Raw genomic sequence first — 25,804 nt, 5'->3', positions numbered from 1 at the left:
GGCCCGGGCCCGGCGCCCGGCCGGACGGGGCGCGGGGCGAGGCGGGGGCCGACGAGCGGGTGGCCGGCGTGCGGCGGACCGGGGCCGCCGCACGGCGGTGGCGGGCCGCGCGGCTCGCGGGACCCGCGGTGCTGCTGGCGGTCGCGCTGACCGGCGGCGCGATCGCCGCCGGAGCCGTGCGGGACGGCCGCACGGTGCCGGCAGCGGCCTCCGGCGCCGTCGACCCCGGTCTGCTGGGCGGCGGGAACCTGGACGCCGCCGTGGCCGCACTCCAGGCCCATCTGCGGTCGCAGCCACGGGACCACGGCGGCTGGGCGACCCTCGGTCTGGCCTATGTCGAGCAGGCGCGGACCAAGGGCGACCCGGCCCGCTACCCGCAGGCCGACAAGGCTCTCGCGCGGTCCCTGGCACTTGCGCCCGGCGACGACCAGGCGCTGGCCGGCCGGGCCGCCCTCGCCGCCGCCCGGCACGACTTCGCGGGCGCCCTCGGCTACGCGGACCGGGCGCTGCGGCAAAACCCGTACAGCGAACGCGCCCTGTGCTCGCGTGTCGACGCCCTGGTGGAGCTCGGCCGGTACGCGCAGGCGTCGCGGGCCGCCCGCACGGCGGACGAACGCAGGCCGGGCGTGCCGGTGTTCACCCGGTACGCCTACGTGCGCGAGCTGCGCGGGGACGTGGCGACGGCCCGGCGGGTCCTGCGGCAGGCCCTCGACGCGGCCGCCTCCCCCGGCGACGTCGCCTACGTGGCCGCCCAGCTCGGCCAGCTCGCCTGGAACCAGGGGCGGTACGCGTCCGCGCTCCGCTTCTACGCGCGGGCCCTGGCCGCCGACGACACCTATCTGCCGGCGCTGGAGGGCCGGGCCCGGGCGCAGGCGGCGAGCGGGCACCGGGACGAGGCGATCCGGGGGCTGCGGACCGTGGTCGCCCGCTATCCGCTGCCCGGGCCGCTGGTCGCGCTCGGCGAGCTGTACGAGGCGCGCGGCGCGGCCGGCGACGGGGCGCGGGCGCGCGAGCAGTACGCGCTGGTGGACGCCTGGACCGCCCTCGCCAGGGCCAACGGCGTCGACGCCGACCTGGACACCGCGCTGGCCGCCGCCGACCACGGGGACAAGGCGTCCGCGCTGCGCGCGGCCCGCGCCGAGTGGGGCCGCCGGCGCACCGTGCACACCGCGGACGCCCTCGCCTGGGCGCTGCACGTCAACGGCCGTGACGAGGAGGCCCTTTCGCCGGCCCGCCGGGCCACGGCCACCGGCTACCGCAACGCCGCCTTCCTGTACCACCGCGGCATGATCGAGCTGGCGACGGGCCGCACGGCACGGGGCCGTGCCTCGCTGCGGGCGGCGCTGCGGCTGAACCCCGGCTTCTCGCCGCAGGGCGCGGCTGAGGCCCGGAAGGCGCTGGGGGCCGCCAGGTGACGCTCAGCCGCCGCCCGGCCGCCCTGGCCGCGGCCGTCCTGACCGCCGCCTGCGGTCTCGCGCTGCTGCCCGCCGCGACGGCGAGTGCGCACCCCCTCGGCAACTTCACGGTGAACCGGTACGACGGCCTCGTCGTCGCCCCCGGCCGGCTCCTCGTGGACCACGTGGAGGATCTCGCGGAGATCCCGGCGACCCAGGCCCAGCCGGCCGTGCGGCGGCTGGGCCTGAACGCGTGGGCCGGGCGTCGGTGCGCCGCGGCCGCCGAGGACAGCTCCCTGACCGTGGCGGGACGCGCCACCGCGCTGACCCCCGCGAGCGCGCGGGCCCGGCTGCGGCCCGGGCAGGCGGGGCTGCACACCCTGCGTCTGGAGTGCCGGTTCACCGCGCCGCTGCCCGGGGGCAGGCCGCTCGCCCTCCGCTTCCACGGCGCGGCGGCCGGCGGCCCCGGCTGGCGGGAGGTCACCGCGCGCGGTGACCGGATGACGCTCACCGCGACGGACGTGCCGCGGCGGTCGGTCTCGCACGAGCTGACCACGTATCCGAAGGACCTGCTGTCCTCGCCGGCCGACACCGCCGGAGCCTCGCTGCGGGTGCGGCCCGGCGGACCGGCCCTGGCGAGGGAGCGGCAGGCCGCGCCCGGCGCGGCCGTGCTGCCCCGGGGCGCCGACCGCTGGACCCGCGCCCTGGACGACCTGGTGGCCCGGCGGGACCTCACCCTCGGCTTCGCCGCGCTGGCGCTGCTCGTCGCCGTGGTCCTCGGCGCCCTGCACGCCCTCGCCCCGGGGCACGGCAAGACCCTGATGGCGGCGACGGCGGCCGCGCGCGGGGGCCGGTCCCGGGTGCGGGACGTGCTGCCCCTCGCGGCGTCGGTGACGGTGACCCACACCCTCGGCGTGGTCGCCCTCGGTCTGCTCGTCACCGCCGGTTCGGCGGCCGCGCCGTCGGTGATCGCCTGGCTGGGCGTGGCCGGGGGCGCCCTGGTGCTCGCGGCGGGCGCCGGGCTGGTGCGCCGGGCCTGGCGTGACCGCGCGCCTCGGCCTTCGCGCCCGCGGGCCCGGTCCGTGCCGGAGCACGCCCCGCCGGCGCTGGTGGGCGCGGCCCTGGAAGCCGCCGGCGCCGAACGCCCGGACCACGGTCATCACCACAATGGCGTTCAGCACAATGGCCTTCGTCACGACGGCCATCACCACGACGGGCATCACCATCACGACCATCACCATCACGGCCGGCACGAGCACCACGACGGGCATCACCACCGTCCCGACGAAGAGCACCACCACCCTCGTTCCGGCGGTGTGGTGCACACCCATGGCGGCCACACCCACAGCCATCCGACCGCCCCGACCCTGCGCGGCACGATCCTGCTCGGCTTCGCCGGCGGTCTGGTGCCCAGCCCCTCCGCCGTGGTCGTCCTCGTCGGCGCCGCGGCGCTCGGCAAGGCCTGGTTCGGGCTGCTGCTGATCGTGGCGTACGGCGCCGGCCTGGCGCTGACCCTGACGGCGGCCGGGTTCGCGGTGGTCCGACTGGGCTCGGGCGTCGCCCGGGTGCTGGACCGGCGGCCGCGCTGGACGTCCCACCCGGTGGCCGGGCTGGTACGCCGCACCCTGCCACTGGCGTCCGCGCTGACCGTCGTCGCCCTGGGCGCAGGTCTGCTGCTCAAGGGGGCCGTGTCCGCGGTCGGCTGAGCCGTGCACCGCCGTGGACACGGGCGCCTCACGCGGCCGCTCCCGGGACCCGTACGACCGCGACGGAGACCCCGTCGGACGGGGCCTCCGCGTCACCTCCGGGCTCGCCCGGCGGGTTCACTCCCACGGGTCGGCCACGGAAGGGCCTTGTTCGACGGCCTCACCCGCCCGGCTCAGGCCGCGTTGGTGAGCACCGGCAGGTAGCCGCCGGACTGGCCGGCCGCCGTCGGGTGGTACGACTCGCCGATGTCGAGCCAGTTGACGCTGTGCAGCCAGGAGCTGCTGGAGCAGATCTCGTGGCCGGTGAACGTGGTGCGTACGTCACCGAAGACGAAGTTGTGGTCGAGGGCGCGCTTCTGGACGGCGTTGTCGAGGTAGTCGGCCGCGTCGTTGATCGCGGACCGCTTGGTCTCGGAGAGGCCGAGGCAGGTCTGCCCGAGCTTGTAGAAGCGGGGGTAGCCGATGACGACGACCCGGGCGGACGGGGCTTTGGCGCTGATCGCGTTGTAGACGGCGTCGAGCTTGCCGGGGAGCGTGGAGTCGACGTACGCCCTGGCGGTGTTGATCTTGGCGAGGCAGGTGCTGTCGGACGAGGTCACACAGGTCGTCATGACGTCTGCGAAACCGGCGTCGTTGCCGCCGATGCTGATGGAGACCAGGCCGGTGGAGGAGTTGAGCGAGCCGAGCTGGTTGGCCAGCACGTCGTCGGTCCTGGCGCCCGAGCAGGCGTTGAAGGCGAACGAGGACGGGCTGTGGGCGGCGTTCCACAGGTACGGGTACGCCTTGGTGCTGCGGTCGCAGCTTCCGCTGGAACTGATGTAACTGCCCGAGCCGACCCCTGAGGAGTAGGAGTCGCCGAGCGCCACGTAGCCACCCGTGACGGCTGCCGAGGAGGCCTGCGCCGTGGCGGCCCCGGTGAGGGAGATGCCGGCGGCGAGGAGGAGCGAGGTCACGAATCCGGTAAGTCGGGAACGTCTCATGGAACCTCCGTTTAGCAGGATCTCTGCCGTAACTGTCGTAGCAACTACGCGTGTTGACTGGAAGTGTCCATGCCAAAACTTTTTCGGGCTCAACGACTCCTCACCGGCCCTCGACGCAATCACCCCAGGACGTTCACCGCCCGGCGTATTGCGCGTCGGCGACCCGCCCGCCCCGCGCAGCGCCGGGCGGCCCCGCCGGTCCGCCGCCGCGGCGTCCGCGAGGGCCCTGATGACACCCCGTCAACGAGCACGGCGGCCGCCGGGATCCGGGCTCGCGGCAGGCGTGTGGACACCCGGGACTAGGGGTGGAAATGCCGTGCGCGGAGGGCATCGGTGCCGGATCATGGCGGGCATGTCTGCGAACCCACACGACGCACTGCCGATCCGGCTCCACGTCGACGACTCCGACTCGCCGTCCGACGTCGTCGACGCGCTGTTCCTCGGCCGCTTCGCGACGGGCGAGCAGCCGTACTCGCACGCGGTGAACATCGACCGCGTCCGCTCCGGCGCGACCCTGCTTCCGGAGGGCGCCCGGGTGCTGCGGGCGGCCCGCGACGACGACCGCAGCGCCACCCTCGCCGAAGGCGACGGCTGGACGCTGCTGGTCTCCCGGTGGAACCGGGGAGCGGACGTCACGGTGACCGCGACCACCGCCGAGCTGGCGAAGACCGTCCTGGACCGGGCGACGGACGGCGCGGCCGACGAACCGGAGCCCCAGCCGGAGAACGTGACCATGGGCTTCTGGTACGTCTCCCCGCGCCGCGGCCCGCACCGCACCACCCGGCAGATCTCGGCGGGCACCTGGGACGAGATCCGGCCCAACTACACGGCGCCGGTGGCGGACGCGATGGACCGCCTGATGAAGACGACACCGGAGGACATCGCCGGCCGCCTGCTCCTGCTGCACGGGCCGCCCGGCACCGGCAAGACCTCCGCGCTGCGCACGCTCGCCCGCTCCTGGCGCGACTGGTGCCAGGTGGACTGCGTGCTCGACCCGGAGCGGCTCTTCTCCGACGTCGGCTACCTGATGGACATCGCGATCGGCGAGGAGGACGCGGCGGGCAAGGGCCGCTGGCGGCTGCTCCTGCTGGAGGACTGCGACGAGCTGATCCGGGGCGAGGCCCGGCACACCGCGGGGCAGGCCCTGTCCCGGCTGCTCAACCTCACCGACGGCCTGCTCGGCCAGGGCCGCAACGTCCTGGTCGGCGTCACCACCAACGAGGACCTGGAGCGCCTGCACCCGGCCGTCGTACGGCCCGGCCGCTGCCTGGCCCGCATCGAGGTGGGGGCGCTGAGCCGCGCCGAGGCGGCCGGCTGGCTCGGCACCGAGGAGGGCGTCGGCCGGGACGGCGCCACCCTGGCCGAGCTGTACGCGCTGCGCCGGGGCACGGCGCCGACCTCGGTGCCGGGAGCGCGGGACGGGGCGGACGCGGGGCTGTACCTGTGACCGGCGGCCCGGTGGCGGCGGACCTGTCGGCAGCGGAGCCGGGTGCTTTCATGGCCCTATGACCGTGTTCGTGGGCACCTCGGGATGGCAGTACAAGGACTGGCGGGAGGTCGTCTACCCGGCCGGGGTTCCGGCGCGGCTGTGGCTGGAGGAGTACACGCGCCGGTTCCTGACCGTGGAGCTGAACAACGCCTTCTACCGGCTCCCGTCGTACGACAACTTCGCCGCCTGGCGGGTGCGAGTGCCACCGGACTTCGTGGTCGCGGTCAAGGCCAGCCGCTACCTGACCCACATCAAGCGCCTGCGGGAGCCGGAGGAGCCGGTGCACCGGCTGATGACCCACGCGGCGGGCCTGGGCGACCGGCTGGGCCCGGTCCTGCTCCAGCTCCCGCCCACCCTGCGGGCCGACCCGTCCCTGCTGGACGCCTGTCTGGCCTGCTTCCCGCCGGGCACCCGGGTCGCCGTCGAGCCGCGGCACGACTCCTGGTGGACGGCCGAGGTGCGCGAGGTGCTGTCCTCGCGGGGCGCCGCCCTGTGCTGGGCGGACGTCCTGGCCCGCCCGGTCACCCCGCTGTGGCGCACCGCCGGCTGGGGCTACGTCCGCTTCCACCAGGGGCGCGCCCAGCCCTGGCCGCGCTACGGCAGGCGGTCCCTGGAGACCTGGGTGGACCGGATCGCGACGACCTGGCCCGAGGGCGAGGACGTGTTCGCCTACTTCAACAACGACCCCGGCGGTGCGGCGGTCCAGGACGCGGTGACGTTCGCGCGGGCGGCGCGCAGGGCAGGCCTGGCGGCGACCCGGACACCGGAGCCGGCGCCGGCGCGCTGACCGCTGCCGCTACTCGCCGTAGGCCGCCCGCAGGGCGTCGCGGACGGCGGCCAGGGCGTCCTCCTCCGCCAGCCCGAGCCGGCGCGCCCGCTCCGCGTAGGCCTGCGCGGCCGACGCCGCCTCGCGCACCGCGGCCGGGCCGGCGGCCGCCACGACCGTGCCGTTGCGGCCCCGCGTCTCGATCACCCCGTCGCCCTCCAGCGCCCGGTACGCCTTGGCCACCGTGTTCACCGCGAGTCCCAGCGACTCGGCCAGCCCGCGCACGGTCGGCAGCCGGTACCCGACCGGCAGGGCCCCGGACCGCGCCTGCTCGGAGATCTGCGCCCGCACCTGCTCGTACGGCGGCGCGCTGTCATCGATGTGGATCTTCAGGCTCACAGGCCGATTGTCCCGCACCCGGCGGAAAATGGGAGGCACCCCCGGCGCCCCGGCCCGTACGGTGCCTCCCCATGACAGTGATCGTGCGCGATCTGCGCCTGGACGTGCCGGCCGAGACAGAGGCCTACGCCCGGGTCCGCCATCTCACCCTCCCCTACATGCTGTTCACCCCGGAATCGGTCCGCCACCTCGTCGCCCACAGCCATCCCGAGGCCCACTTCCGCTCGCTGATCGCCGTCGAGGACGGGGAGGTGATCGGCGCCGCCGGGGTCTCCCTGGCGCACGACAGCCCGGAGCCGGGCCAGGGATTCCTCAACGTCTACGTGCGCCCGGACCGGACCGGCCGGGGAGCCGGCCGGCTGCTCGTCCGCGCGGCCGAGGAGCACCTCGCCGCCGTCGGCGCGACCAAGCTGTACAGCTGGGTCCTCGACGAGCCCGCCAACCGCGCCTTCGCCGAACGGTGCGGCTACGCGCCGGCCCGGCGAGCGCACTTCCTCCGCCTCGACCTGGCGGACGGCATCCTCCCGCCGCTCCTGGAGACCCCGCCGGGCGTCGAGCTGCGCACGGCCGCGGACTTCGCGGACGACCCGCGTCCGCTGTTCGAGCTGGACGCGGCGACGGTGACCGACGAACCGGGCATGGTGCCGGTCGAGTTCACCGACTACGACGCCTGGCTCGAACACAACTGGCGGCACCCGCTGCTGAACCGCGAGCTGACCACCGCCGCGGTCGTCGACGGCCGGCCGGTCGCCTTCACGGTGGCCTACACCGACGGCGCCGCCCGCTACACCACCGCGATGACCGGCACCCTGCGCGCCCACCGCGGCCGCGGTCTGGCCAAGCTCGTCAAGATCCACTCGCTGCACCGGGCCCGTGCCGCCGGCGTCACGGAGGCCTTCACGGGCAACGACGCCGGCAACGAACCGATGATCGCGGTCAACAAGTGGCTCGGGTACGAGGTCTGCGCGTCGGAGGTGCGCTATGTCCGCGCGGCCGGCTGAGCCGTCCGGCCGGGTGGAGGTCGTCCTGGTCAAGGGCGGCTGTACGAAGATCCGCTACCCGGCGGAGCTGCTGCGGGAGGACGGCGCCCGCGTGTCGGTGCGGGCCCCGTGGGCGGGCGGGGGCGTGCGCGACTTCGGGTTCGTGCGCTTCGAGCCGGGTGACGTGTTCACCGAGCACTACTGGCTGGACCGGTGGTACTCGGTGAAGGAGGTCCGGGCCGGGGACGGCGCCTTGAAGGGCTGGTACTGCGACGTCACCCGGCCGGCCACCCGGGCCGGCGCCGAACTGGTCGTCGAGGACCTCGACCTCGACCTTTGGCGCTCCGCCGACGGCACGGACGTGCGGCGGCTGGACGAGGACGAGTTCGCAGCGAGCGGGCTCGCGGAGCGGGACCCCGTGGCCGCCTCCGCCGCCGTGGCCGCGCTGGACGAACTGGAGGCACTGGCCCGCGGGGGCGGTCTCGACGACCTGCTGGCCTGAGACCGCCCGGGACCGGCGGCGGGCCCCGTCCGCCGCTACACGCCCGCCAGCACCGCGTACCGCTCGTCGTCCACGGCTCCGCCCCACAGCTCCGGGTCGTCGGACAGCCGCTCCACGCGCGTGTGGCGGGCGACCGGCTCCAGCAGGGCGACGAGCCGGTCGGCGGGTATGCCGACCGGGTCCAGGGTCCCCCAGACGCCCTCCACCAGCACGAACCGGCCCCCGGGCCGCAGCAGGGTGCGCCAGTGGCGCAGGACGCGCTCGGGATCGGGCAGCGTCCACAGCACGTGCCGGACCAGGACCACGTCGTAACGGCGCTCGCCCACCGGCGGTGACGCGGCGTCCCCCTGGAGCACCACCGCGTCCCGCCCGGCGAGCTTGGCCCGGGCCAGGGCGGCCATGGCCGGGGAGCTGTCCACCCCGGTCACCCGGTGTCCCTGCTCGGCGGCGAGGAGCGACAGGCTGCCGGTGCCGCAGCCGAGGTCGAGGACGTCGGCGGGGTGCCCGGGCAGCCAGCCGCGCAGCCGGTCCGCCCAGGCGGCCCGCACCCCTGGGGGCCGCAGGCCGTGATCCGGCTCGTCGTCGAAGGCGGCGGCCTGCGCGTCCCAGTCCACCCCGGCGTCCGTCGCGGTCCGTCGGCAGCTCTCGTTCGTCATGTACCGAAGAGTGACATCCGCCACTGACAATCCGGCATCGATGGGCAAGTCTTCCCAAAAGCGTCTATCTCCGCCGCAACGCGGAACCCGGTAGGCCTGTGAGGAGGCAGCCATGCGCCGTGTGAACGTGCAGAAGCCGCTGAAGAGGACGGACATCCGCCGGCTCCGCGAAGAGGCGGAGGAGCGCCCGGCGGGGCGTCCGGAGGTGCGAAAGGACATCGCTCGCACCTGGTGGCCCGACGGGTAGGCCCGTCCGGAGCCGCCCAAGCGTTCACCCCGTCCCGCACGGCCGCAACCTGAGCCCAGTCTCAGCCCTCCCTTAACTCCGCCATAAGGATCTCCCGGAACCGCCCCCAGCAGGCGATTTCCCGGCTCCCCGGGGCTAGCTTCGATCAACCCCACGGGATCCGACCCGCCCCCGGTGGACCGTTCCAAGGAGTTCTGGCATGCCCGCACCCCGCAAGGCCGCCGCCGTCACCGTCGCCGCTCTCGGCATGAGCGCGCTCGCCGCCGTGCCCGCGTCCGCGCACGGCTCGATGGGCGACCCGGTCAGCCGGGTCGCCCAGTGCTATGCGGAGGGCCCGGAGAGCCCGCGGTCGGCGGCGTGCCGGGCGGCCGTCGCGGCGGGCGGCACCCAGGCGCTGTACGACTGGAACGGCATCCGGATCGGCGACGCCGCCGGGCGGCACCGGGAGCTGATCCCCGACGGCAAGCTGTGCAGCGCCGGGAACGAGGAGTTCAAGGGTCTCGACCTGGCCCGCTCCGACTGGCCGGCGACGAGCGTGCACAGCGGGGTCCGCACCTTCAGGTACCGGGTGACCGCCCCGCACAAGGGCACCTTCACGGTGTACGCGACGAAGCCCGGACACGACCCGGCGAAGCCGCTCGCCTGGTCCGGCCTGGACCTGGAGCACCCGGTCGCGACGGTCACCGACCCGGTCGCCTCGGGCGGGTTCTACACCTTCACGGGCGCCCTTCCCGAGCGCACCGGCAGGCAGCTCCTGTACGCGGTCTGGCAGCGCTCGGACAGCCCGGAGGCCTTCTACTCCTGCTCCGACGTGGACTTCGGCGGCGCCGCCGACGGCGGCAGCGGCAACGGCAGCGGCAGCGGCAGCGGCAGCGGCAGCGGCAACGGAGACGACGCGGGCACCGGCGGGACGGGCGGCGGCACCGCCGCGAGCACCCCCGCGCCGAGCGCCTCCGCGCCCTCCGACGCGCAGATCGAGGCCGGGGCCGGCCGGTCGAGGCTCGAGCACCACGGGCACGGGGACGCCGGCGCGAGCACGTCCGCCCGGCCCGCCACGGCGGCCGCGCCCAACCGGCCGGCGGCCGCCGGCGGCGCGCCGGACCTGGCCGAGACCGGCGCCTCCACCGGCACCTCGTACGTGGCGGTCGGCGGGGCGGCGGCCCTGGCGCTCGGCTCGGCGGCGCTGTTCCTTTCGGTCCGGCGGCGCTCGGCGGGCGGCCGGCCGGGCCGCTGAGCCCGGGAGGCTCCGGGGCCCGTCCGGCGGCTCAGGCCGGACGGGCCCCGGCCGCGCGTCAGCTGAAGACCGACGCGCAGGTGGTGGCCGTGGCGTGGGCCGGGTCGAGGGCGTTGGCCACCTCGTGGAAGGCGATCCGGTCGGTCAGCGCGATCGCCACGTGCTCGGACAGGTCGAGCGGGCACAGGTCCTGGAGCAGGACGTTGCGCACGTCGGGGCCGCTCAGGTACTGGTCCCGCCAGGGGGTGGCCACCTCGTCGTACTTGGTGGCGATGACGGTGTAGTGCACTCCGGGGACGGTGTCGCCGCCCGCGTTGAGCCTGGTGAGGAACGCGGAGCCGGCGATCTGGTCGGCGAGGCCGGGGGTGGTGGTGCTGACCAGGTCCTCGGCGCCCGGGAAGTAGGGCAGCAGGTTGGTCAGTCCGCTCAGGTCGGTGCCGTGGTTGTCGGGGGCGAGACCGACGAGGGCGTTCACCTTGGCGGCGCCGCCGAGGAACCTCAGGTAGTAGCGGGGCATCATGCCGCCCTGGGAGTGGCCGACCAGGTCGGCCTTGGCGGCGCCGGTGGCGGCGAGCACCTTGTCGACGTAGGCGGCGAGCTGCTCGGCCGACTTGTCGATGGGGCCGAGGCCGTGGAAGAGGGGGACGCCGGGCAGCTGGCCGTAGTCCAGGGAGAAGACGCAGTACCCGCGGTGCTTCAGGTACGGGGCGAGGGACAGCCAGTTGTCGACGGAGTTGCCCAGGGTGCCGTGGACCAGGACGACCGGGCGGGGATGGGCGGCGGAGGGCTTGCAGGAGTAGTCGTTCCAGCCGGAACCGGGGGCGGTGCCGGCGTGCGCGGCGGCGGCGGGGACGACGGCGACGGCGGCGGTGAGGACCAGCGCGGCGAGGGGTCTGAGCAGTCGCTTCCAGGGCAGCATCGTGTGATCTCCTTGCGGCTCAAGGGAGGTGCGGCGGACGACCTGTCCCTGTGATCCGGATCACGAGGATGCTGTTCACTCGTCAAGTTACGGGCGGGTAGTGCAGGCGTGAAGTTACGCGTCAGTAAAAACTTCCAGTGATAACCCGAGGGCCGTCAGCGCGCACTGACGGACCCTCACCGGGGACCGGGGCGGGCGCGTTCAGGCGGCCAGCGCCCCCGGCATCACCGCCCGGGGCCCGAACTTCGCCCGGGCGCGGTCCGCGACCTCCTCGACGCGGCGGACCTTCTCGTCCACGGGGTCGAAGGTGAGCTGGTGGGCGGCCTGGTCGGCGGGGGTGAGGCCCTCGGCGCGCAGGGCGAGCGCGCGGACCCGGGCGCGCTGCAGGCCGAGCGACTCGTACATGCCGTAGGCCGCCCTCGTCAGCGCCGCCGAGTGCGCGGTCGGCTCCGCCAGGGTGCGGCTGCGGGTGGTCGAGGAGCGGTCGGCGTAGCGCACGGTGAGGGTCAGGGTGCGGCAGACCTTCTCCACTGCGCGCAGCCGGGCGCCGATCTCCCCGGCCGCGGACAGCAGCGCCCTGCGGTGCCGGGCGGGGTCCAGCTCGTCCAGTTCGAAGGCGCGTTCGGCGGCGAGGGAGCGGGAGACGGCGTTCGGGACGACCCGGCCGCGGTCGATGCCGTTCGCCTTCTCGTGCAGCTCGCGGCCCGCCTTCGCGCCGATCAGCCGCTGGAGCGTGGACAGGGGCGCGCCGGCCACCCGGCCGAGGGTGTCCAGGCCGTACTCGCACAGGGTGCGGGCGGTCGCGGGGCCGACGCCGGGCAGCGCGGCCACGGGCCGGCCGGCGAGGAACTCCGCGACGGCGTCCGGCTCCGCGGGGACGGCGCAGGTCACTCCGGGACGAGCCTCGCGCAGCGCCATCCGGGCCAGCATCGGGCCCGGTCCGGCGCCGATCAGGCAGTCGACGCCGTGCAGCGCGAGGGCACGGACCCGGATCACCGAGGCCAGCTCCACCGCGCTGCGCCCGAAGTACCGCTCGGCGCCCCGGAGATCGGCCAGCGCCCCGTCCGGCGGCAGCGCCTCCACGACCGGGGTGAACTCCTCCAGCAGCCCGAGCAGCCCGGACAGGGCCGCCTCGTGCGTCGGCGGCAGCTGGAAACGTACGCAGAGGATCGTCATCCCGCACTCCCCGGGCTCTGGTGCCACAACTTCCTTCCCACCGCGGGCCCTTCGCCCGCGGGGCGCAGATCGGCCCAGGGGTGCATCCGGTACCCCGTGGGCATGCGGATCGTCCGGCCGTCCATCGGGTCGCCGGCCGCCGAACCGGCCGGCCGGGGCAGCCCGTCCGAACCGGCGACCCGGGCCCGGGCCGGCCCGCCGCCGTCCTGCGGCGCGGGGCCGTCCGCGGCGCCGCCGGGCGGCCCGGCGAGCCGGGCCGCGACCCCGTCGAGGCCCTCCTCGCGGCGCACCTCGAGCAGTTCGGCGAGGTTCCAGGCGGCCGAGCCCACCACGCTGAGGCTGCGCGGGCCGCGCCGCTGCACCACGCCGCGCACCAGCAGCAGCCAGGAGTGGAAGACGGTGTGCGCGCAGGCGTCGTGGGAGTCGTCGAAGAAGGCGAGGTCGACCAGGCCCGAGCCGTCGTCCAGCGTGGAGAAGATGACCCGCTTGCCGGACCGGATCGGCGGGGTCTGGGTGGCCGCCTTGGCCCCCGCGACCAGCACCGTCTCCCCGTGCCCGGCATCGCGCAGCCGGCGCGCGGACAGCACGCCCAGCTCCTCCAGGAACTCCCGGTGGTCGTCCATCAGATTGCGGGAGGCGTCCATGGACAGCACGCCCAGCTCGGCGCTGAGCCGCTCCTCCGGGGTCAGGTCGGGCAGGCCGGCCGGGGCGGTCTCGCGACCCCCGGCGAGCGGGAGCTGGTCCCCGCCGCCGCCCCGGGCGCCCCGGTGCAGCTCGGTCAGGTGCAGTTGCAGGTCACGGCGGTTGGCGCCGAACGCGTCCAGCGCGCCCACCTGGGCCAGCCGCTGGGCGAGCGGGCGGCTCGGGCGGGCCCGCTCCCAGAAGTCCAGCAGGGAGGCGTACGGCTGTCCGTCCGCGATCCGCTCCGCCTCGGCCTCGCTGACGCCGTGCACGTCGGAGAGGGCGAGCCGGAGCCCCCACACCCCCGATTCAGACACCAGTTCGATCCTGTGTGCGACCCCGGACACGTTCACGTCCAGGGGCAGGACCGGCACCCCGCGCCGCCGCGCGTCGGCCAGCAGCAGCCGCTTGGGGTACATCCCGGGGTCGTGGGTGAGCAGCCCGGCGTAGAAGGCGGCCGGGTGGTGCGCCTTCAGCCACGCCGACTGGTAGGTCGGCACGGCGAAGGCCACGGCATGGGCCTTGCAGAAGCCGTAGGAGCCGAAGGCCTCCACGATCTCCCAGGTCCGCCGGATCGTCTCCGCGTCGTACCCGTTCGCCGCCGCGGCCTGCGCGAACCACACCTTGATCCGGCCCTGCGACTCCGCGTCGGACAGCCCGCGCCGGACCCGGTCGGCCTCGCCGCGCCCGCAGCCGGTCAGGACGGAGACGATGTCGATGACCTGCTCGTGGAAGACGACGACCCCGTACGTGTCCTTCAGCGCCTCCTCAAGGTCCGGGTGCGGGTAGCGCACCGGCGCCCGTCCGTGCCGCGCCTCGATGAACGGCCGCACCATGTCGGCGGCGACCGGCCCCGGCCGGAAGAGGGAGATGTCGACCACCAGGTCGTGGAAGGTGCTCGGCTGCAGGCGGCCCACCAGGTCGCGCTGGCCCGGCGACTCGATCTGGAAGCAGCCCAGCGTCTCGGCGGACCGGATGAGCCCGTACGTCGCCGGGTCGCCCGGCGCCACCGCGTCCAGGTCGATCCGCTCCCCCGCGGCCCGCTCCACCTCGGCGACCGCGTGCGCCATCGCCGACTGCATCCGCACACCCAGCACGTCCAGCTTGAGCAGCCCGAGGTCCTCCACGTCCTCCTTGTCGAACTGCGACATCGGCAGCCCCTCGCCGCTGGTCGGCACCACCGGCGTGCGGGCGAGCAGGGAGGCGTCGGACAGGAGCACCCCGCACGGGTGCATGGCGACTCCGCGCGGCAGGGCGTCGAGGCCCTCGACCAGTTCCCAGAGCCTGCCGTACTTCTCCCTCTCCCCCGCCAGCTCCTTCAGCTCGGGCAGTTCCTCCAGCGCCGCGCGGGCGTCCCGGGCCCGGATGTGCGGGAAGGACTTGGCCACCCGGTCGATCTCGGCCGGGTCCATGGACAGCGCGGCCCCCACGTCCCGGATGGCGTGCCGCACCCGGTAGGTCTCGGGCATGGAGACGGTCGCGACCCGTTCGGCGCCGAAGCGGCCGATGATCGCCCGGTAGACCTCCAGCCGGCGCGCGGACTCCACGTCGATGTCGATGTCCGGCAGGACCACCCGCTCCTTGGACAGGAAGCGCTCCATCAGCAGCCCGTGCTCGACCGGGTCGGCGTGCGCGATGCCGATGAGGTGGTTGACGAGGGAGCCGGCGCCGGAGCCGCGGGCGGCCACCCTGATCCCCATCTCCCGCACGTCGTCCACCACCCGGGCGACGGTGAGGAAGTAGGAGGCGAACCCGTGGTGGGCGATGATGTCCAGCTCGTGGTGCATCCGCTCCCAGTACTCGCGCCGGCCGCCGAGGCCGAGCCGCACCATCCCGGCCGCCGCCCGCGAGGCGAGCGCCCGCTGGGCGGTGCGGCGGCCCGCGCCGACGAGGTGCGCCTCGGGGAAGTGGACGGTGCCGATGCCGAGGTCGTCCTCGGGGTCGACCAGGCACTCGGCGGCCGTGGCCCCGGTCTGCTCCAGCAGCCGGCGGGCGGTGTCGCGCCGGTAGCCGGCCGCCGCCACGATCCGCTCGGCGGCCTCCAGCATGGCCGGCGCGTCCTTCAGCCAGGCCTCGCCCGAGTCCAGCTCCTTGCGGGGGTCGATCGGCACCAGCCGGCGGGCTGCGTCCAGGACGTCGGCGACCGGGCCCTGGCCGGGGTCCGCGTAGCGCACGGCGTTGCTGAGCACCGGCCGGACCCGCTGCTCGGCCGCGAAGCCGACAGTACGAGCGGCCAGCCGCAGGGAGCCGGGGCCGGTGCCCGCGCGGCCGTGCCAGACGGCCTCCAGCCGCAGCGCGTCGCCGTAGACCTCGCGCCACGGGGCGAGCAGTCTCGCGGCCCGGTCCGGACGTCCGGCGGCGAGGGCGCGGCCCACGTCCGAGTCCGGCCCGAGCAGTACGGTCAGGCCGTCGCCGTGGTTGCCGGACCAGGGCAGCAGCGGCGTTCCCCCGCCCTCGTGCGCCGCGGTGACGATTCCGCACAGGTCGGCCCAGCCACGGGCGCCGTCCCGGGCGAGGAAGGTCACCCGGGGAGCCGACTCGTCGACGAAGGCGCCGCCCCGCACCGGGGTGCGGCGCCTTTCCCGCGCGGCGGTCTCCGGCCCGGCCACCGCCAGGTTCACGCCGAACAGCGGGCGCACCCCCGCCCCGGCGCACGCCTTGGCGAAGCGGACCGTCCCCGCGAGGGTGTCGCGGTCGGTGAGGGCCAAGGCGTCCATGCCCCGCTCCCCGGCGCGCACGGCCAGCCGCTCCGGGTGGGAGGCGCCGTACCTCAGGGAGAACCCGGAGACGGTGTGCAGATGCGCGAAGCCCGGCACACGCACCTCCCGCACTCGTGAGCCCCGAACAGCTCTCGAACATCAGTTCCCTACTCCGTCACCCACCATACCTCCATTCTCGAACAACTGTGCGACATCCCGAGGAGCCCCTCCCACCTGCGCAAACGCCCACCGGCCGGGCACCGTGGGGCGCCGGCCGGAATGCCGTGCTCCGCATCGGGGCCGCCGGGCGGCAGGCGAAAGCCCCCGTACGCGAGGAGCGTGCGGGGGCCTGTGCCGTCACGGAGCCGTCACGGCCGCGTCCGGCCGCGGGGGCGTGGCAGGCGGTCCCGTCAGTAGACGTGGACCCCGTAGGCGCTGAGCGCCTCGGTGACCGGCTGGAAGAACGTCGTGCCGCCGGAGGTGCAGTCGCCGCTGCCGCCCGAGGTCAGACCGTAGGCCGTGGAGCCGCCGTACAGCGGGCCGCCGGAGTCGCCGGGCTCGGCGCACACGGTGGTCTGGATCAGGCCGGAGACGATGTCGCCGCCGCCGTAGTTGACCGTCGCGTTCAGCGCGGTGACGCGGCCGCTGTGGGTGCCGGTCGTGGACCCGCGGCGGTAGACGGTCGTGCCCACCGAGGGCGTCGCGGCGCTGGTGATGTCCTGGCTGCCCACGGCGCCCGACTTGGTCACCGAGCTGTTGGTGTAGCGCACGATGCCGTAGTCGTTGCCGGGGAAGCTGGAGCCCGCCGTGGTGCCGAGCGTGGTGGAGTGCGAGGAGTTCGACCACCAGGTGCCCGCCCCGTCGGTGCAGTGACCGGCGGTCAGGAAGTAGTAGTTGCCGCTGGAGTCCTGGACGTTGAAGCCCAGCGAGCAGCGCCAGCTGCTCGCGTAGATCGCGTCGCCGCCGGAGATGAGCTTGTTGAACTTGCCGGGCGTGCGCTTGACGACGAGGGCGCCCGCCTCGCTGCCGGCCTGCTGCTTGATCTTGGCGATCTCCGCCTGGGACACCGTGCTGTCGACGGTGACGACGACACGGTTGGTCTTGGCGTCCACGGCCCAGGCGGTGCCGGGGATGTCGGCCTTGAGAACGGAGCCGCTCGCCCTGGTGAGCTGGTTGGCGCTGAAGGTGTGGGCGTCGCTGGCGTTCGCGGTGGGGGCGGCGAACGCCGCCGCGGCGAGGAAGCCGGTCGCCACGGCGGTCAGCCGGGTCCGTCTTGCGATGCCGCTGCGGGGAGTGGTGCGCTTGATCCTCACGTTTCATTCCCTCCCAGGGGAAGTCGAGGGCCCGCGTGGGGTCGGGGCCCGGTGAGGCGCAGTCAGGGACTTGTCCGGGGTACCGAACAACGCTCATGCCCCTGACAAGCGCTGAGGGGGAGTATTCGGCCGAACGGCCGGTCGGCACAAGGGTGCCTTTCGGCCGTCAAGCTTTGAACCACCTATGCCTGTGGCTCTCTTGACACCCGGTCAGGGCGAAGGCCGCGAGGGGCGCCGCGCGCGGCCGGACGGCCGGTGGCGCCGGGACGTGCTCCGATGGGTGCGAACGTGCCTCCACCGGCGGGGACGAGGCCGCGCCCGCGTCCGCGGGCGCCGCGGGCGCCGCCCGCACGCCGGACCGGCCGCGTGCCCTGGAGGCGGCGGGCGCCACACCGTCACCATCGGCCGCCCGCGTCCCGCGCATGGCCGGAATTCACCCCTCCGGATGGCCCCGGCCCGGACGCGGCAGGCCCTGACGGTCACATCCCGGACGCTCCCGCTCCGGCACTCGCGGACCCACGGTCAGTCGCCCCGGCCGTCCCGGCCGCTGCACTCGTAACCCGGGCACGCCCGCCCCCGGCAGCCCCAGTCCGAGCAGTCACAGCCCGAGCAGCACCCGCAGCCCTGACACTCCCGGACCCGGCGGTCAGCCCCGACCGCCCCGGCCCCGGCATTCCCGCCCTGGCGGTCAGCCCCGACCACCCCCGGCGCTCACGCCCCCGGCACTCGCACCCCCGGCAGTCCAGGTCCTAGCAGTCGCAGCCCGAGCAGCACTCGCAGCATTCGCAGCACTCACAGCACTGGCAGGCCTCGCAGCATGAGCAGTCCCAGTTGCCGCAGCAGCCCTCGCGCTTCTTCCGGGACCAGGGGCCCTCGTACTCGTCGGCGCAGCAGACCTTGCAGGTGCAGCACAGCCCCAGGGCGGCCGCGCACCCGGCCCAGAAGCCCCGCTTGTCCGGGCGCGGCGGCTCGCCCCCGAAGGGGTGCCCGTACGGGTTGCCGGGAGCCGGGGGCGCCCTGTGGCCCGGCGGCGGCCCGAAGGAGGCCTCGGGCGCGTGTCCGCACGAGTGGCCGCCGAACGCCCGGTCCACCGAGCGGCCCAGCTCGTGCACGAGCAGCAGGTGGACCAGCCCGCCGTCGGTGAACTCCGCCTCGCGCAACGCCAGCCGGATGCCGTGCAGGGCGTCGTCGGCGAGCCGGCGGGCCTCGGTGAGGGGGGTGCCGGTGGCGGCGAGCGGGTTCCAGGCGCCGGAGCGCGCGTCCGCCTCCCGGTCCTCGACGGCGTCCAGCAGGTGCGCCAGCCGGCCGAAGAGGCGGCCGGCCTCGGCGAGCGGCTCGGCGTTGCCCGGCCGTCCGGCGAGCACGGCGGTGTGCGCGAAGGCGGCCGCGGTCGCCGTCTCGGTCGGCTCGGTGACCGTCAGCAGCGGGGTGCCGTATCCCGCCAGGGCCTCGATGCCGGTCTGCCGGTCGACGGCGTCTACCAGGACGCCGGTGTCGAACCCGACGGCGGCGCCGCTGTGCGCCCCGGCCCTGCCCCAGCTCGCCGCGACCCGCCGGGCCGCGAGGGCGACCGGCCTGCGGGCCAGCAGCCCGTCCCGGTCGGCGACGTGGTCGCGCACCTTGGCGGAGGCGAGGACCAGCGAGACGGCAGCGGCGAGCCGGGCGCCCTCGCCCTGGGCGACGGACGCCGTCCGCATGCCGCGCAGCGCGCACGGCCCGGCGGTGCGCCGGGACCCCTCCACCGAGCCGGCCTGAGCCTCTGTCAGGACGGATATCAGCAGGCCGTCGTAGTTGGTGACGACGCGGGCGAACTGCCCGTGGTCACTGCGCAGGGCGAGACACAGCCCGCACAGGTGCGCCATCCACTGGGCCCGCATCCCCTCCCCCAGCCGGTGACTGCATGGCCGCACGATTCCGAACATACGACGATCCCCCGTGGTGTGCCGCGACTTCGAGACGCGGCATCGTATCGGCCGACTGTCGGGTCGTATCAGATACGCCGTTCACCCGTACGCTCCGTGTATCACCCGACCGCCAGCGACAATCATATTTCACTCACAGTCAGCAGCCGTATGAGTCCCGGCCCTTGGGGCACACGGAGTCTCGACGGATCCGCTGTGCACCAGTACCGTCACAAACCCCCCGCGCGGCGTCTATCCACTTGGCGCACGGTCCGCATCATGGATGACCATAGGGATGCGGAAAGCAAGAAGGACCGCTGTGAGAGGAGGCGTCCATGGGATCGGTACGCAAGGCGAGTGCGTGGCTCGGCCTCGTCGACGACAACGATGACGAGCGTTACTACGACGACGACTACTCCGAGGGCACCGGGTCCGCGGACGCCTGGGTCACGGACCCGCGGGTGAAGGTGGCCACGGACACCGCCGAGGAGAAGGGCCGCCGGATCGGCACGGTCACCCCGGACAGCTTCCGGGACGCCCGCGCGATCGGCGAGCTGTTCCGGGACGGCATCCCGGTCATCATGAACCTCACGGCCATGGAGCCCGCCGACGCCAAGCGCGTGGTCGACTTCGCGGCCGGCCTGACCTTCGGCCTGCGGGGCACGATCGAGCGGGTCGCGACCCGGGTGTTCCTGCTGACGCCCTCGAACACCGAGATCGTCAGCGGTGAGCCGGCGGCACGCCGCGAGGACGGCTTCTTCAACCAGAGCTGAGGCAGGGCCGCTCACCGGCCCTGCCTCCTCGGCGGCTCACCGGAAGGCGTCGAGCCCGGTGAGCGCCTTGCCCAGCACGAGCTGGTGCATCTCGACGGTGCCCTCGTAGGTGAGCACCGACTCTAGGTTCGTCGCGTGCCGCATGACGGGGTACTCCAGGGAGATCCCGTTGGCCCCGAGGATCGTCCGCGCCGTACGGCAGATCTCGATGGCCTCGCGGACGTTGTTGAGCTTGCCGAAGCTGACCTGCTCGGGACGCAGGCGGCCGGCGTCCATCCGCCGCCCCAGATGGTGGGCGAGCAGGATCCCCTTGTGCAGTTCCACCGCCATGTCGGCGAGTTTGGCCTGGGTGAGCTGGAAGCCCCCGATGGGCCGCCCGAACTGCTCCCTGGTCCTCGCGTACTCCACGGCCGCCTCGAAACTGCTGCGCGCCGCGCCCATCGCGCCCCAGACGATGCCGTAGCGGGCGTGCGAGAGGCAGCTCAGCGGCCCGCGCAGGCCCGTGACCTCCGGCAGCACCGCGTCGGCGGGCAGCCGCACGTCGTCCAGGACGAGCTCGCTGGTGACCGAGGCGCGCAGGGACCACTTGTGCTTGATCTCGGGCGCCGAGAAGCCGGGGCGGTCGGTCGGCACCACGAACCCGCGGATGCCGTCCTCGGTCTGCGCCCAGACGACGGCCACCCCGGCCACCGATCCGTTGGTGATCCACATCTTGCGGCCGTTCAGGATCCAGTCGTCGCCGTCGCGCTTGGCGTGGGTCCGCATGGAGGCGGGGTCGGAGCCGTGGTCGGGCTCGGTGAGCCCGAAGCAGCCGATCACCTCGCCGGCGGCCATCCGGGGCAGCCACTGCCCCTTCTGCTCCTCGCTGCCGAACCGGTGGATCGCGTACATCGCGAGCGAGCCCTGCACCGAGACCAGGGAGCGGATGCCCGAGTCGGCGGCCTCCAGCTCCAGGCAGGCGAGTCCGTACTGCACGGCTGTGGCCCCGGCGCAGCCGTAGCCGGTCAGCGACATGCCGAGCGCGCCGATGCCGCCCAGTTCCCGGGCGAGGTCCCGGATGCCGGGCAGCTCACCCTTCTCGTACCAGTCGGCGACGTGCGGCAGCACCCGGTCCGCCGCCCAGCCGCGGACGGTGTCCCGGATCGCCAGGTCCTCCGGGCCGAGCAGGTCGTCGAGCCCGAGCGGGTCGGCGGCGTCGAACGGGGGCAGCTTCGCGGACGCGGACATGGGACACCCTCCGGAACACTGGTACACAAAAACTAGCAGCGCTAGTTACGTCTCTCCGGCCGACGTTACGGTGCAGTGTCCCGCACGTCCAGAGCGCGGGGTCAGGCCGACACCTTCGGCTTCTGCGGTTCCCGCGGGGAGGGCACCCCCGCCGCGGGGGCCTCTCCCTCGGCCGGCTCACCGCAGTGCATGACCCGCGGCAGCCGCAGCGCCATCAGCGCGCCCAGCAGCAGCAGGCCGGCGCTGACCAGAAGGGTGACGTGCAGCCCGTGCACGAACGATTCCCGGGCGGCGAGGCGCAGGGACTCCCCGGCGGACCCGCCCAGGCGCCCGGCGACCTCGTAGGCCTCGCCGAGCGAGTGGCCCGCCTCCCGGGCGGCGCCCGGGGGGACGCCCGGCACCGAGGCGAGGCCGGGCGCGTAGGCCTTGTTCATCACGCTGCCGAGCAGCGCGATCCCGATCCCGGCGCCGAGCTGATACGAGGTCTCGCCGATCGCCGCGGCCCCGCCGGCCTGCTCGGCCGGGGCCTCGCTGAGCATCGACTCGTAGGCGCCGAAGAGGGTGGTCTCCAGACCGAAGCCGAGCAGCACGAAGCCGCCGAGCAGCAGCGCCGCGTTGTCGTCGCCGCCCATCGCGGTCAGGGTCACGACCGCGGCGGCGGTGAGGCAGAAGCCGACGGCGACCATCCGGCGCGGTCCGAAGCGGCGCAGCATCCGGGCGCCCGCGAGGCCCGCCGCCATCGCCGCGACGGTCAGCGGCAGCAGCCGCAGGCCCGTGCGCAGCGGCGACAGACCCAGCACCAGTTGCAGGTACTGCGCCGCGATCAGCTCAAGGCCCACCAGCGCGAGCATGGCCAGCACGATGCAGCCCACGGAGGTGGTGAACGCCGGCCGCCGGAACATCCGCAGGTCGACCAGTGGGTGCGCGCGGCGCCCCTGGCGGCGGACGAAGAGGAACAGCAGCGCCGCGCCCAGCAGCAGCGGGGCCACGGTGAACGGGCTCGCGGCGGGCTCCCCGCCGCCGAGCCGCTTCACGCCCAGGACCACGCCGAACAGGCCGGCCGCCGCCATCAGGGCGCCGGTGACGTCCCAGGGGCCGTCGCGCTCGCCCCGGGACTCGGGCAGCAGCAGGCGCCCGACCGGCAGGCTGACCAGCATCAGCGGGATGTTGACCAGGAACACCGAACCCCACCAGAAGTGCTCCAGCAGGAAGCCGCCGAGCAGCGGCCCGACGGCGGCGCCGACGGCGGCGACCGCGCTCCACACGCCGATCGCCAGCGCGCGCTCGCGCCGGTCGGGGAAGACCTCGCGGAGGATCGAGAGGGTCGCTGGCATGATCATCGCGCCGCCGACGCCCAGCAGCGCACGGGCGAGGATCAGCGTCTGGGCGCTGGGCGCGAAGGCGGCCACCGCGGACGCGACGCCGAACAGGGTGTAGCCGAGCAGCAGCACACGTCTGCGCCCGACGCGGTCGCCGAGCGTGCCGAAGAGGATCAGCAGCGAGGCGCAGGCCAGCGGGTAGACGTCGACGATCCAGAGCAGCTCCACGGCGCCGGGCCTGAGGTCCTCGGTGACGGCGGGGACCGCCACGTGCAGCACGGTCGCGTCGAGGGCGACGAGCAGCAGGCTGACGCAGAGGACGACCAGGACCACCCAGCGGTTGGCACCGGCCCCGGCCGCCCGACGGCGCGGCCGGACGGCGGCCGCGGTCGTCCCGGACATGTACGTACCTCCCAGATGATCCCTCGCGTGCGGCGGACCGGCGGAGCGGGAACCTCCGTCGTACGGCCGGAGAGGAGCGGGGTCTCCGGCCCGCGCAAACCCACGCGGGTGACTCGCCAGCGTACGCGAGTCCGTGTTGGGCACACGTGGCGGACCTCTCACCCGCGGGACCCAACCCGTGTGGCGTGCGCCACCTCGCGGGCCGCCGTGCGGGACCCGGCGGGCGGCCCGGTCCGGGACCCGGTCGATAATCGAGCCCGTGACCGACCCAGCTACGCGCGTGGCCCCGGCCCGCGGCACCCTCCCGCGCCGGGCGGCCCCGGCCCTCCTCGGGTACGCGGCCGTCCGCATCCTCGGCCTGCTCGTGCTGGCCGCTTGGAGCGCCGCGCGCGGCAGCAGCGCGCTCACCCTGCTGGGCGCGCGCTGGGACTCCCTCTGGTACACCCGGGTCGCCGAGCTCGGTTACGGCTACGAGGTGCGCCTGCCGAACGGCGACGTCCACTCCAATCTGGCGTTCTTCCCGCTGCTGCCCTGGCTGGAGCGGCTGCTGCACGCCGTGACGCCGCTGTCGTACGCCGACGCCGGTCTGGTGGTGTCCCTGCTCGCCTCGCTGGCCGCGGCCGGGGGCGTCTTCGCGGTCGCGGACCGGGTGTACGGGCCCCGGGCGGGTGTCTGCGCGGTACTGCTGTGGGCGGTGCTGCCGGTCGGGATCGTGCAGTCGATGGCGTACAGCGAGTCCCTGTTCACCGCGCTGGCCGCCTGGTCGCTGTACGCCGTGCTGACCGGCCGGTGGGTGAGCGCGGGTGTGCTGGCGGCGCTGGCGGGGCTGACCCGGCCGGTGGGTCTCGCGGTGGTCGCGGCGGTGTGGGCGGCGGGCGTGCTCACCTTCGTGAGGGAGCGGGGCGCGGGCGACGCCTGCGGCGGCGACGGCGCTCACGGTCCGGCGGCCGATGTGCGCGCCGGGCGCGTCGCGTACCCCGGCGGCGCGCACGAACCGACGCGCGCCCTGTCCGTGCCGGACGGCGCGCTGCACGCGACACGCGCCCTGCCCCTCACCCCCCGCGCCCCTCACCCGACCGCCTGGCGCCGCGTGCTCGGACTGCTCCTAGCCCCGCTGGGCGCGGCCGGCTACGTGCTGTGGGTCGGCCGGCGCACTGGCAAGGGGCCGCTCGGCTATCTGGACGTGCAGGCCGGCTGGCGCAACGGGTTCGACGGCGGATACGCCTTCGCCCGCTTCGTCGCCGACAAGTTCACGTCACTGCCGTCGGCCCTCGCCGGCGTCGCCCTGATCGCCGGGGTGGTGCTGCTGAGCGTCCTGTACGCCACCGGCGTGCGGCAGCGTCAGCCCCTCCCCCTGCTGGTGTACACGGGGGTCGTCCTCGCGCTCGCCCTGTGCGCCTCGAGCTACTTCGGGTCGAAGCCGCGGCTGCTGATGCCGGCGTTCCCGCTGCTGTTCCCGCTCGCCCGCGCCCTGGCCCGGCCGCGGACCGCCCGATCGGCGCTGGTCACGGCGGGTCTGGCGGTGGCGTCCGCGGTGTACGGCGCGTTCTGGCTGAACGGCTCCGGACCGCCGTGATCGGCTCCTGCGGCCCGATGAGCGCGTCCTGAATTCGACACCATGATTCGGTGAACGAATTCATAAGCGGGATATAACCGCCACCCGGAATGATCAAAGGAATTGCAGGAAGCAGGCTCAGCGGATTGCGGAATCCCAGGAATTCGGCGGCCCCTGAGAGGTTTCCCACATCACATCGTCATCACAAAGCCGCTGTTTCGACCGGGAGCAGAGCGCACTCACTGTAACGTCGAGCGGGTGCGTACCGAACCAAACCTCACCCGGCGTCTGGACCGGGTGTTCGCCAGGCTGGACCGTGAGCCGGAACGGCCGGCCCACATCGATGTGCCGCGGATGAGCCGGCACCGGGTCGTGCTGTTCACCGCGACCCTCGCCTTCTACCTGGCGATCGTGTGGGCCGTGGTGATCACCTCCTGGCTGGTCCGGCTCGACTGGCTGGTCATGTTCTTCCGCCCGTACCAGCAGTGGTCGGAGATCCACTGGTTCGTCGACTACTACGTGGTGCTCGGCCAGCGCGGCCCCACCGCCGTGATGGTCGCCGCCTGGCTGGGCTGGCGGTCCTGGCGGCAGCACACGCTCCGCCCGCTGCTGACCCTCGGCGCCTCGTTGCTGCTGCTCAACATCACGGTCGGCGCCGCCAAGTACGGCATGGGCCGGCTCGGCCCGCACTACGCCACCGTGATCGGCTCGAACGAGATGGGTCTCGGCGGCGATATATTTCCCAGCGGCCACACCGCGAACGCGGTGGTGACCTGGGGGATCCTGGCCTACCTGGCCTCCACCCCGACCGCGCGCCGCTGGCTGTCCGCCGTGTCGGCCGTGACCTCGCTGGGCGTCGGGATGGCCACCGTCTACCTCGGTACGCACTGGCTGAGCGACGTGCTGCTGGGCTGGGCCGCGGGCCTGCTGATCCTGCTCGCGCTGCCGTGGTGCGAGCCGCTGATCGCCCGGTCCGAGACCGCGATCTTCGACCTGCGCGACCGCTGGCGCGCCCGCCGCGGCCGTACCGTCCCCACCCCCGCTGCCGAACCCGCTCCCTCGGGGGGAACCCCCTCGGCCGTGCCGGTCACCCCGGTGGTGCTCAAGCCGCGTACCGCACACGCCGAGCCGTCCGGCCCGGCCCGCGAGCCGGTGGCGTCGGTGCGCGGCCCCCGGGCGCCGATGCACATGGCCCCGAGCCCGCACACGGCCCGCTCGGAGCGCACCCCGGTCACCCCGGCGGGCAGCCGCCGCCCGCCGCACGCCGACCGGCTGCCGCGCGGCGCCTCCCAGCCGGTCCGTCCCGCCTCGGGCGGCTGACCCCCGGCACACCTGCGGGGTCCGGTACGCACGAGCGACCCCGGCGGCCACCGCGAAGGCCCCGCCCCCGTAAGGGCGGATTCCAGTGGTCGTCGCAACACGTGATCACTGACGTGTGGCGGCGAGCAGTTTAGACAGACGCTCGGCTGGGGTTTCCCAGCCGAGC

21 protein-coding genes are annotated in these 25,804 nt (G+C 74.6%); 11 read left to right on the top strand and 10 right to left on the bottom strand.

Annotated features, from left to right (window positions below; translation table 11 throughout):
• Both ACFQ9Z_RS38880 and ACFQ9Z_RS38875 read left to right on the top strand, forming a co-directional pair.
• The coding region (locus ACFQ9Z_RS38880) for a tetratricopeptide repeat protein (RefSeq protein WP_383031682.1) at nt 1–1,415 on the top strand (1,415 nt) is incomplete at its 5' end.
• Nucleotides 1,412–3,100, top strand: a complete 1,689-nt coding sequence (locus ACFQ9Z_RS38875) for a nickel transporter (RefSeq protein WP_383031680.1) — start codon at nt 1,412–1,414, stop codon at nt 3,098–3,100. The genes ACFQ9Z_RS38880 and ACFQ9Z_RS38875, both read left to right, overlap by 4 nt.
• Before the next feature lie 173 nt (nt 3,101–3,273).
• Here ACFQ9Z_RS38875 and ACFQ9Z_RS38870 read toward each other — a convergent pair whose 3' ends face one another.
• The gene (locus ACFQ9Z_RS38870) at nt 3,274–4,080 is read right to left on the bottom strand and encodes an SGNH/GDSL hydrolase family protein (RefSeq protein WP_383031677.1); all 807 of its coding nucleotides are present in this window, start codon (nt 4,078–4,080) and stop codon (nt 3,274–3,276) included.
• Between the two features lie 352 nt (nt 4,081–4,432).
• On the opposite strand from ACFQ9Z_RS38870, the gene ACFQ9Z_RS38865 reads away from it, so the two are divergent.
• Both ACFQ9Z_RS38865 and ACFQ9Z_RS38860 read left to right on the top strand, forming a co-directional pair.
• Nucleotides 4,433–5,527 (top strand): DUF5925 domain-containing protein, encoded by a 1,095-nt coding sequence (locus tag ACFQ9Z_RS38865; RefSeq protein ID WP_383031671.1) that lies wholly within the window; start codon nt 4,433–4,435, stop codon nt 5,525–5,527.
• Nucleotides 5,528–5,585: 58 nt separating this feature from the next.
• Nucleotides 5,586–6,356 carry a DUF72 domain-containing protein gene (locus ACFQ9Z_RS38860; RefSeq protein ID WP_143635538.1) on the top strand — a complete coding sequence of 257 codons (771 nt, stop codon included), beginning with the start codon at nt 5,586–5,588 and terminating at the stop codon, nt 6,354–6,356.
• 9 nt (nt 6,357–6,365) lie between these two features.
• On the opposite strand, the gene ACFQ9Z_RS38855 is transcribed toward ACFQ9Z_RS38860, so the two are convergent.
• The gene (locus tag ACFQ9Z_RS38855; RefSeq protein ID WP_216856679.1) at nt 6,366–6,734 is read right to left on the bottom strand and encodes a GntR family transcriptional regulator; all 369 of its coding nucleotides are present in this window, start codon (nt 6,732–6,734) and stop codon (nt 6,366–6,368) included.
• 71 nt (nt 6,735–6,805) lie between these two features.
• Here ACFQ9Z_RS38855 and ACFQ9Z_RS38850 point away from each other — a divergent pair, with 71 nt between their 5' ends.
• Together ACFQ9Z_RS38850 and ACFQ9Z_RS38845 are read left to right on the top strand one after the other, a co-directional pair.
• Nucleotides 6,806–7,735 (top strand): GNAT family N-acetyltransferase, encoded by a 930-nt coding sequence (locus tag ACFQ9Z_RS38850; RefSeq protein WP_383031665.1) that lies wholly within the window; start codon nt 6,806–6,808, stop codon nt 7,733–7,735.
• Nucleotides 7,716–8,216, top strand: a complete 501-nt coding sequence (locus tag ACFQ9Z_RS38845) for a DUF402 domain-containing protein (protein WP_383031662.1) — start codon at nt 7,716–7,718, stop codon at nt 8,214–8,216. The genes ACFQ9Z_RS38850 and ACFQ9Z_RS38845 overlap by 20 nt, the downstream gene beginning before the upstream one ends.
• 35 nt (nt 8,217–8,251) lie before the next feature.
• Here ACFQ9Z_RS38845 and ACFQ9Z_RS38840 read toward each other — a convergent pair whose 3' ends face one another.
• Entirely contained in the window at nt 8,252–8,872 is a 621-nt protein-coding gene (locus tag ACFQ9Z_RS38840; RefSeq protein WP_383031659.1) for a class I SAM-dependent methyltransferase, read from the bottom strand.
• Between the two features lie 112 nt (nt 8,873–8,984).
• Here ACFQ9Z_RS38840 and ACFQ9Z_RS38835 point away from each other — a divergent pair, with 112 nt between their 5' ends.
• Nucleotides 8,985–9,119 carry a hypothetical protein gene (locus ACFQ9Z_RS38835; RefSeq protein WP_383031655.1) on the top strand — a complete coding sequence of 45 codons (135 nt, stop codon included), beginning with the start codon at nt 8,985–8,987 and terminating at the stop codon, nt 9,117–9,119.
• A gap of 199 nt (nt 9,120–9,318) precedes the next feature.
• The gene (locus ACFQ9Z_RS38830) at nt 9,319–10,353 is read left to right on the top strand and encodes a lytic polysaccharide monooxygenase (protein WP_383031651.1); all 1,035 of its coding nucleotides are present in this window, start codon (nt 9,319–9,321) and stop codon (nt 10,351–10,353) included.
• Nucleotides 10,354–10,411: 58 nt separating this feature from the next.
• On the opposite strand, the gene ACFQ9Z_RS38825 is transcribed toward ACFQ9Z_RS38830, so the two are convergent.
• The 5 genes from ACFQ9Z_RS38825 to ACFQ9Z_RS38805 form a co-directional block, all read right to left on the bottom strand.
• Complete coding sequence (locus ACFQ9Z_RS38825; protein WP_383031646.1) at nt 10,412–11,272, bottom strand: esterase/lipase family protein; 861 nt, start codon at nt 11,270–11,272, stop codon at nt 10,412–10,414.
• A 201-nt stretch (nt 11,273–11,473) separates the two neighbouring features.
• Nucleotides 11,474–12,448 carry a hypothetical protein gene (locus ACFQ9Z_RS38820; RefSeq protein ID WP_383031643.1) on the bottom strand — a complete coding sequence of 325 codons (975 nt, stop codon included), beginning with the start codon at nt 12,446–12,448 and terminating at the stop codon, nt 11,474–11,476.
• Nucleotides 12,445–15,945, bottom strand: coding sequence for a DNA polymerase III subunit alpha (locus tag ACFQ9Z_RS38815; RefSeq protein WP_383031640.1), 3,501 nt, complete (start codon nt 15,943–15,945; stop codon nt 12,445–12,447). Before ACFQ9Z_RS38815 ends, ACFQ9Z_RS38820 begins: the two co-directional genes overlap by 4 nt.
• A gap of 293 nt (nt 15,946–16,238) precedes the next feature.
• Nucleotides 16,239–17,141 carry a S1 family peptidase gene (locus ACFQ9Z_RS38810; RefSeq protein WP_143635564.1) on the bottom strand — a complete coding sequence of 301 codons (903 nt, stop codon included), beginning with the start codon at nt 17,139–17,141 and terminating at the stop codon, nt 16,239–16,241.
• A gap of 749 nt (nt 17,142–17,890) precedes the next feature.
• Entirely contained in the window at nt 17,891–19,063 is a 1,173-nt protein-coding gene (locus ACFQ9Z_RS38805; protein ID WP_383031635.1) for a DUF5685 family protein, read from the bottom strand.
• 314 nt (nt 19,064–19,377) lie between these two features.
• Here ACFQ9Z_RS38805 and ACFQ9Z_RS38800 point away from each other — a divergent pair, with 314 nt between their 5' ends.
• The gene (locus tag ACFQ9Z_RS38800; RefSeq protein ID WP_383031632.1) at nt 19,378–19,815 is read left to right on the top strand and encodes a cell division protein SepF; all 438 of its coding nucleotides are present in this window, start codon (nt 19,378–19,380) and stop codon (nt 19,813–19,815) included.
• A gap of 36 nt (nt 19,816–19,851) precedes the next feature.
• On the opposite strand, the gene ACFQ9Z_RS38795 is transcribed toward ACFQ9Z_RS38800, so the two are convergent.
• Nucleotides 19,852–21,042, bottom strand: coding sequence for an acyl-CoA dehydrogenase family protein (locus ACFQ9Z_RS38795; RefSeq protein ID WP_383031628.1), 1,191 nt, complete (start codon nt 21,040–21,042; stop codon nt 19,852–19,854).
• A gap of 101 nt (nt 21,043–21,143) precedes the next feature.
• Nucleotides 21,144–22,763 (bottom strand): MFS transporter, encoded by a 1,620-nt coding sequence (locus ACFQ9Z_RS38790; protein WP_383031624.1) that lies wholly within the window; start codon nt 22,761–22,763, stop codon nt 21,144–21,146.
• 259 nt (nt 22,764–23,022) lie between these two features.
• Here ACFQ9Z_RS38790 and ACFQ9Z_RS38785 point away from each other — a divergent pair, with 259 nt between their 5' ends.
• Together ACFQ9Z_RS38785 and ACFQ9Z_RS38780 are read left to right on the top strand one after the other, a co-directional pair.
• Complete coding sequence (locus ACFQ9Z_RS38785) at nt 23,023–24,339, top strand: mannosyltransferase family protein (RefSeq protein WP_383031618.1); 1,317 nt, start codon at nt 23,023–23,025, stop codon at nt 24,337–24,339.
• A gap of 237 nt (nt 24,340–24,576) precedes the next feature.
• Nucleotides 24,577–25,638, top strand: a complete 1,062-nt coding sequence (locus tag ACFQ9Z_RS38780; protein ID WP_383031613.1) for a phosphatase PAP2 family protein — start codon at nt 24,577–24,579, stop codon at nt 25,636–25,638.
• The last annotated feature ends 166 nt before the right edge of the window (nt 25,639–25,804 follow it).

Source organism: Streptomyces sp. NPDC056580, from assembly GCF_042793175.1.
GTDB lineage: Bacteria > Actinomycetota > Actinomycetes > Streptomycetales > Streptomycetaceae > Streptomyces.
The sequence above is the reverse complement of the archived record's forward strand: the minus strand, read 5'-3'. Positions and strand labels throughout refer to the sequence as shown.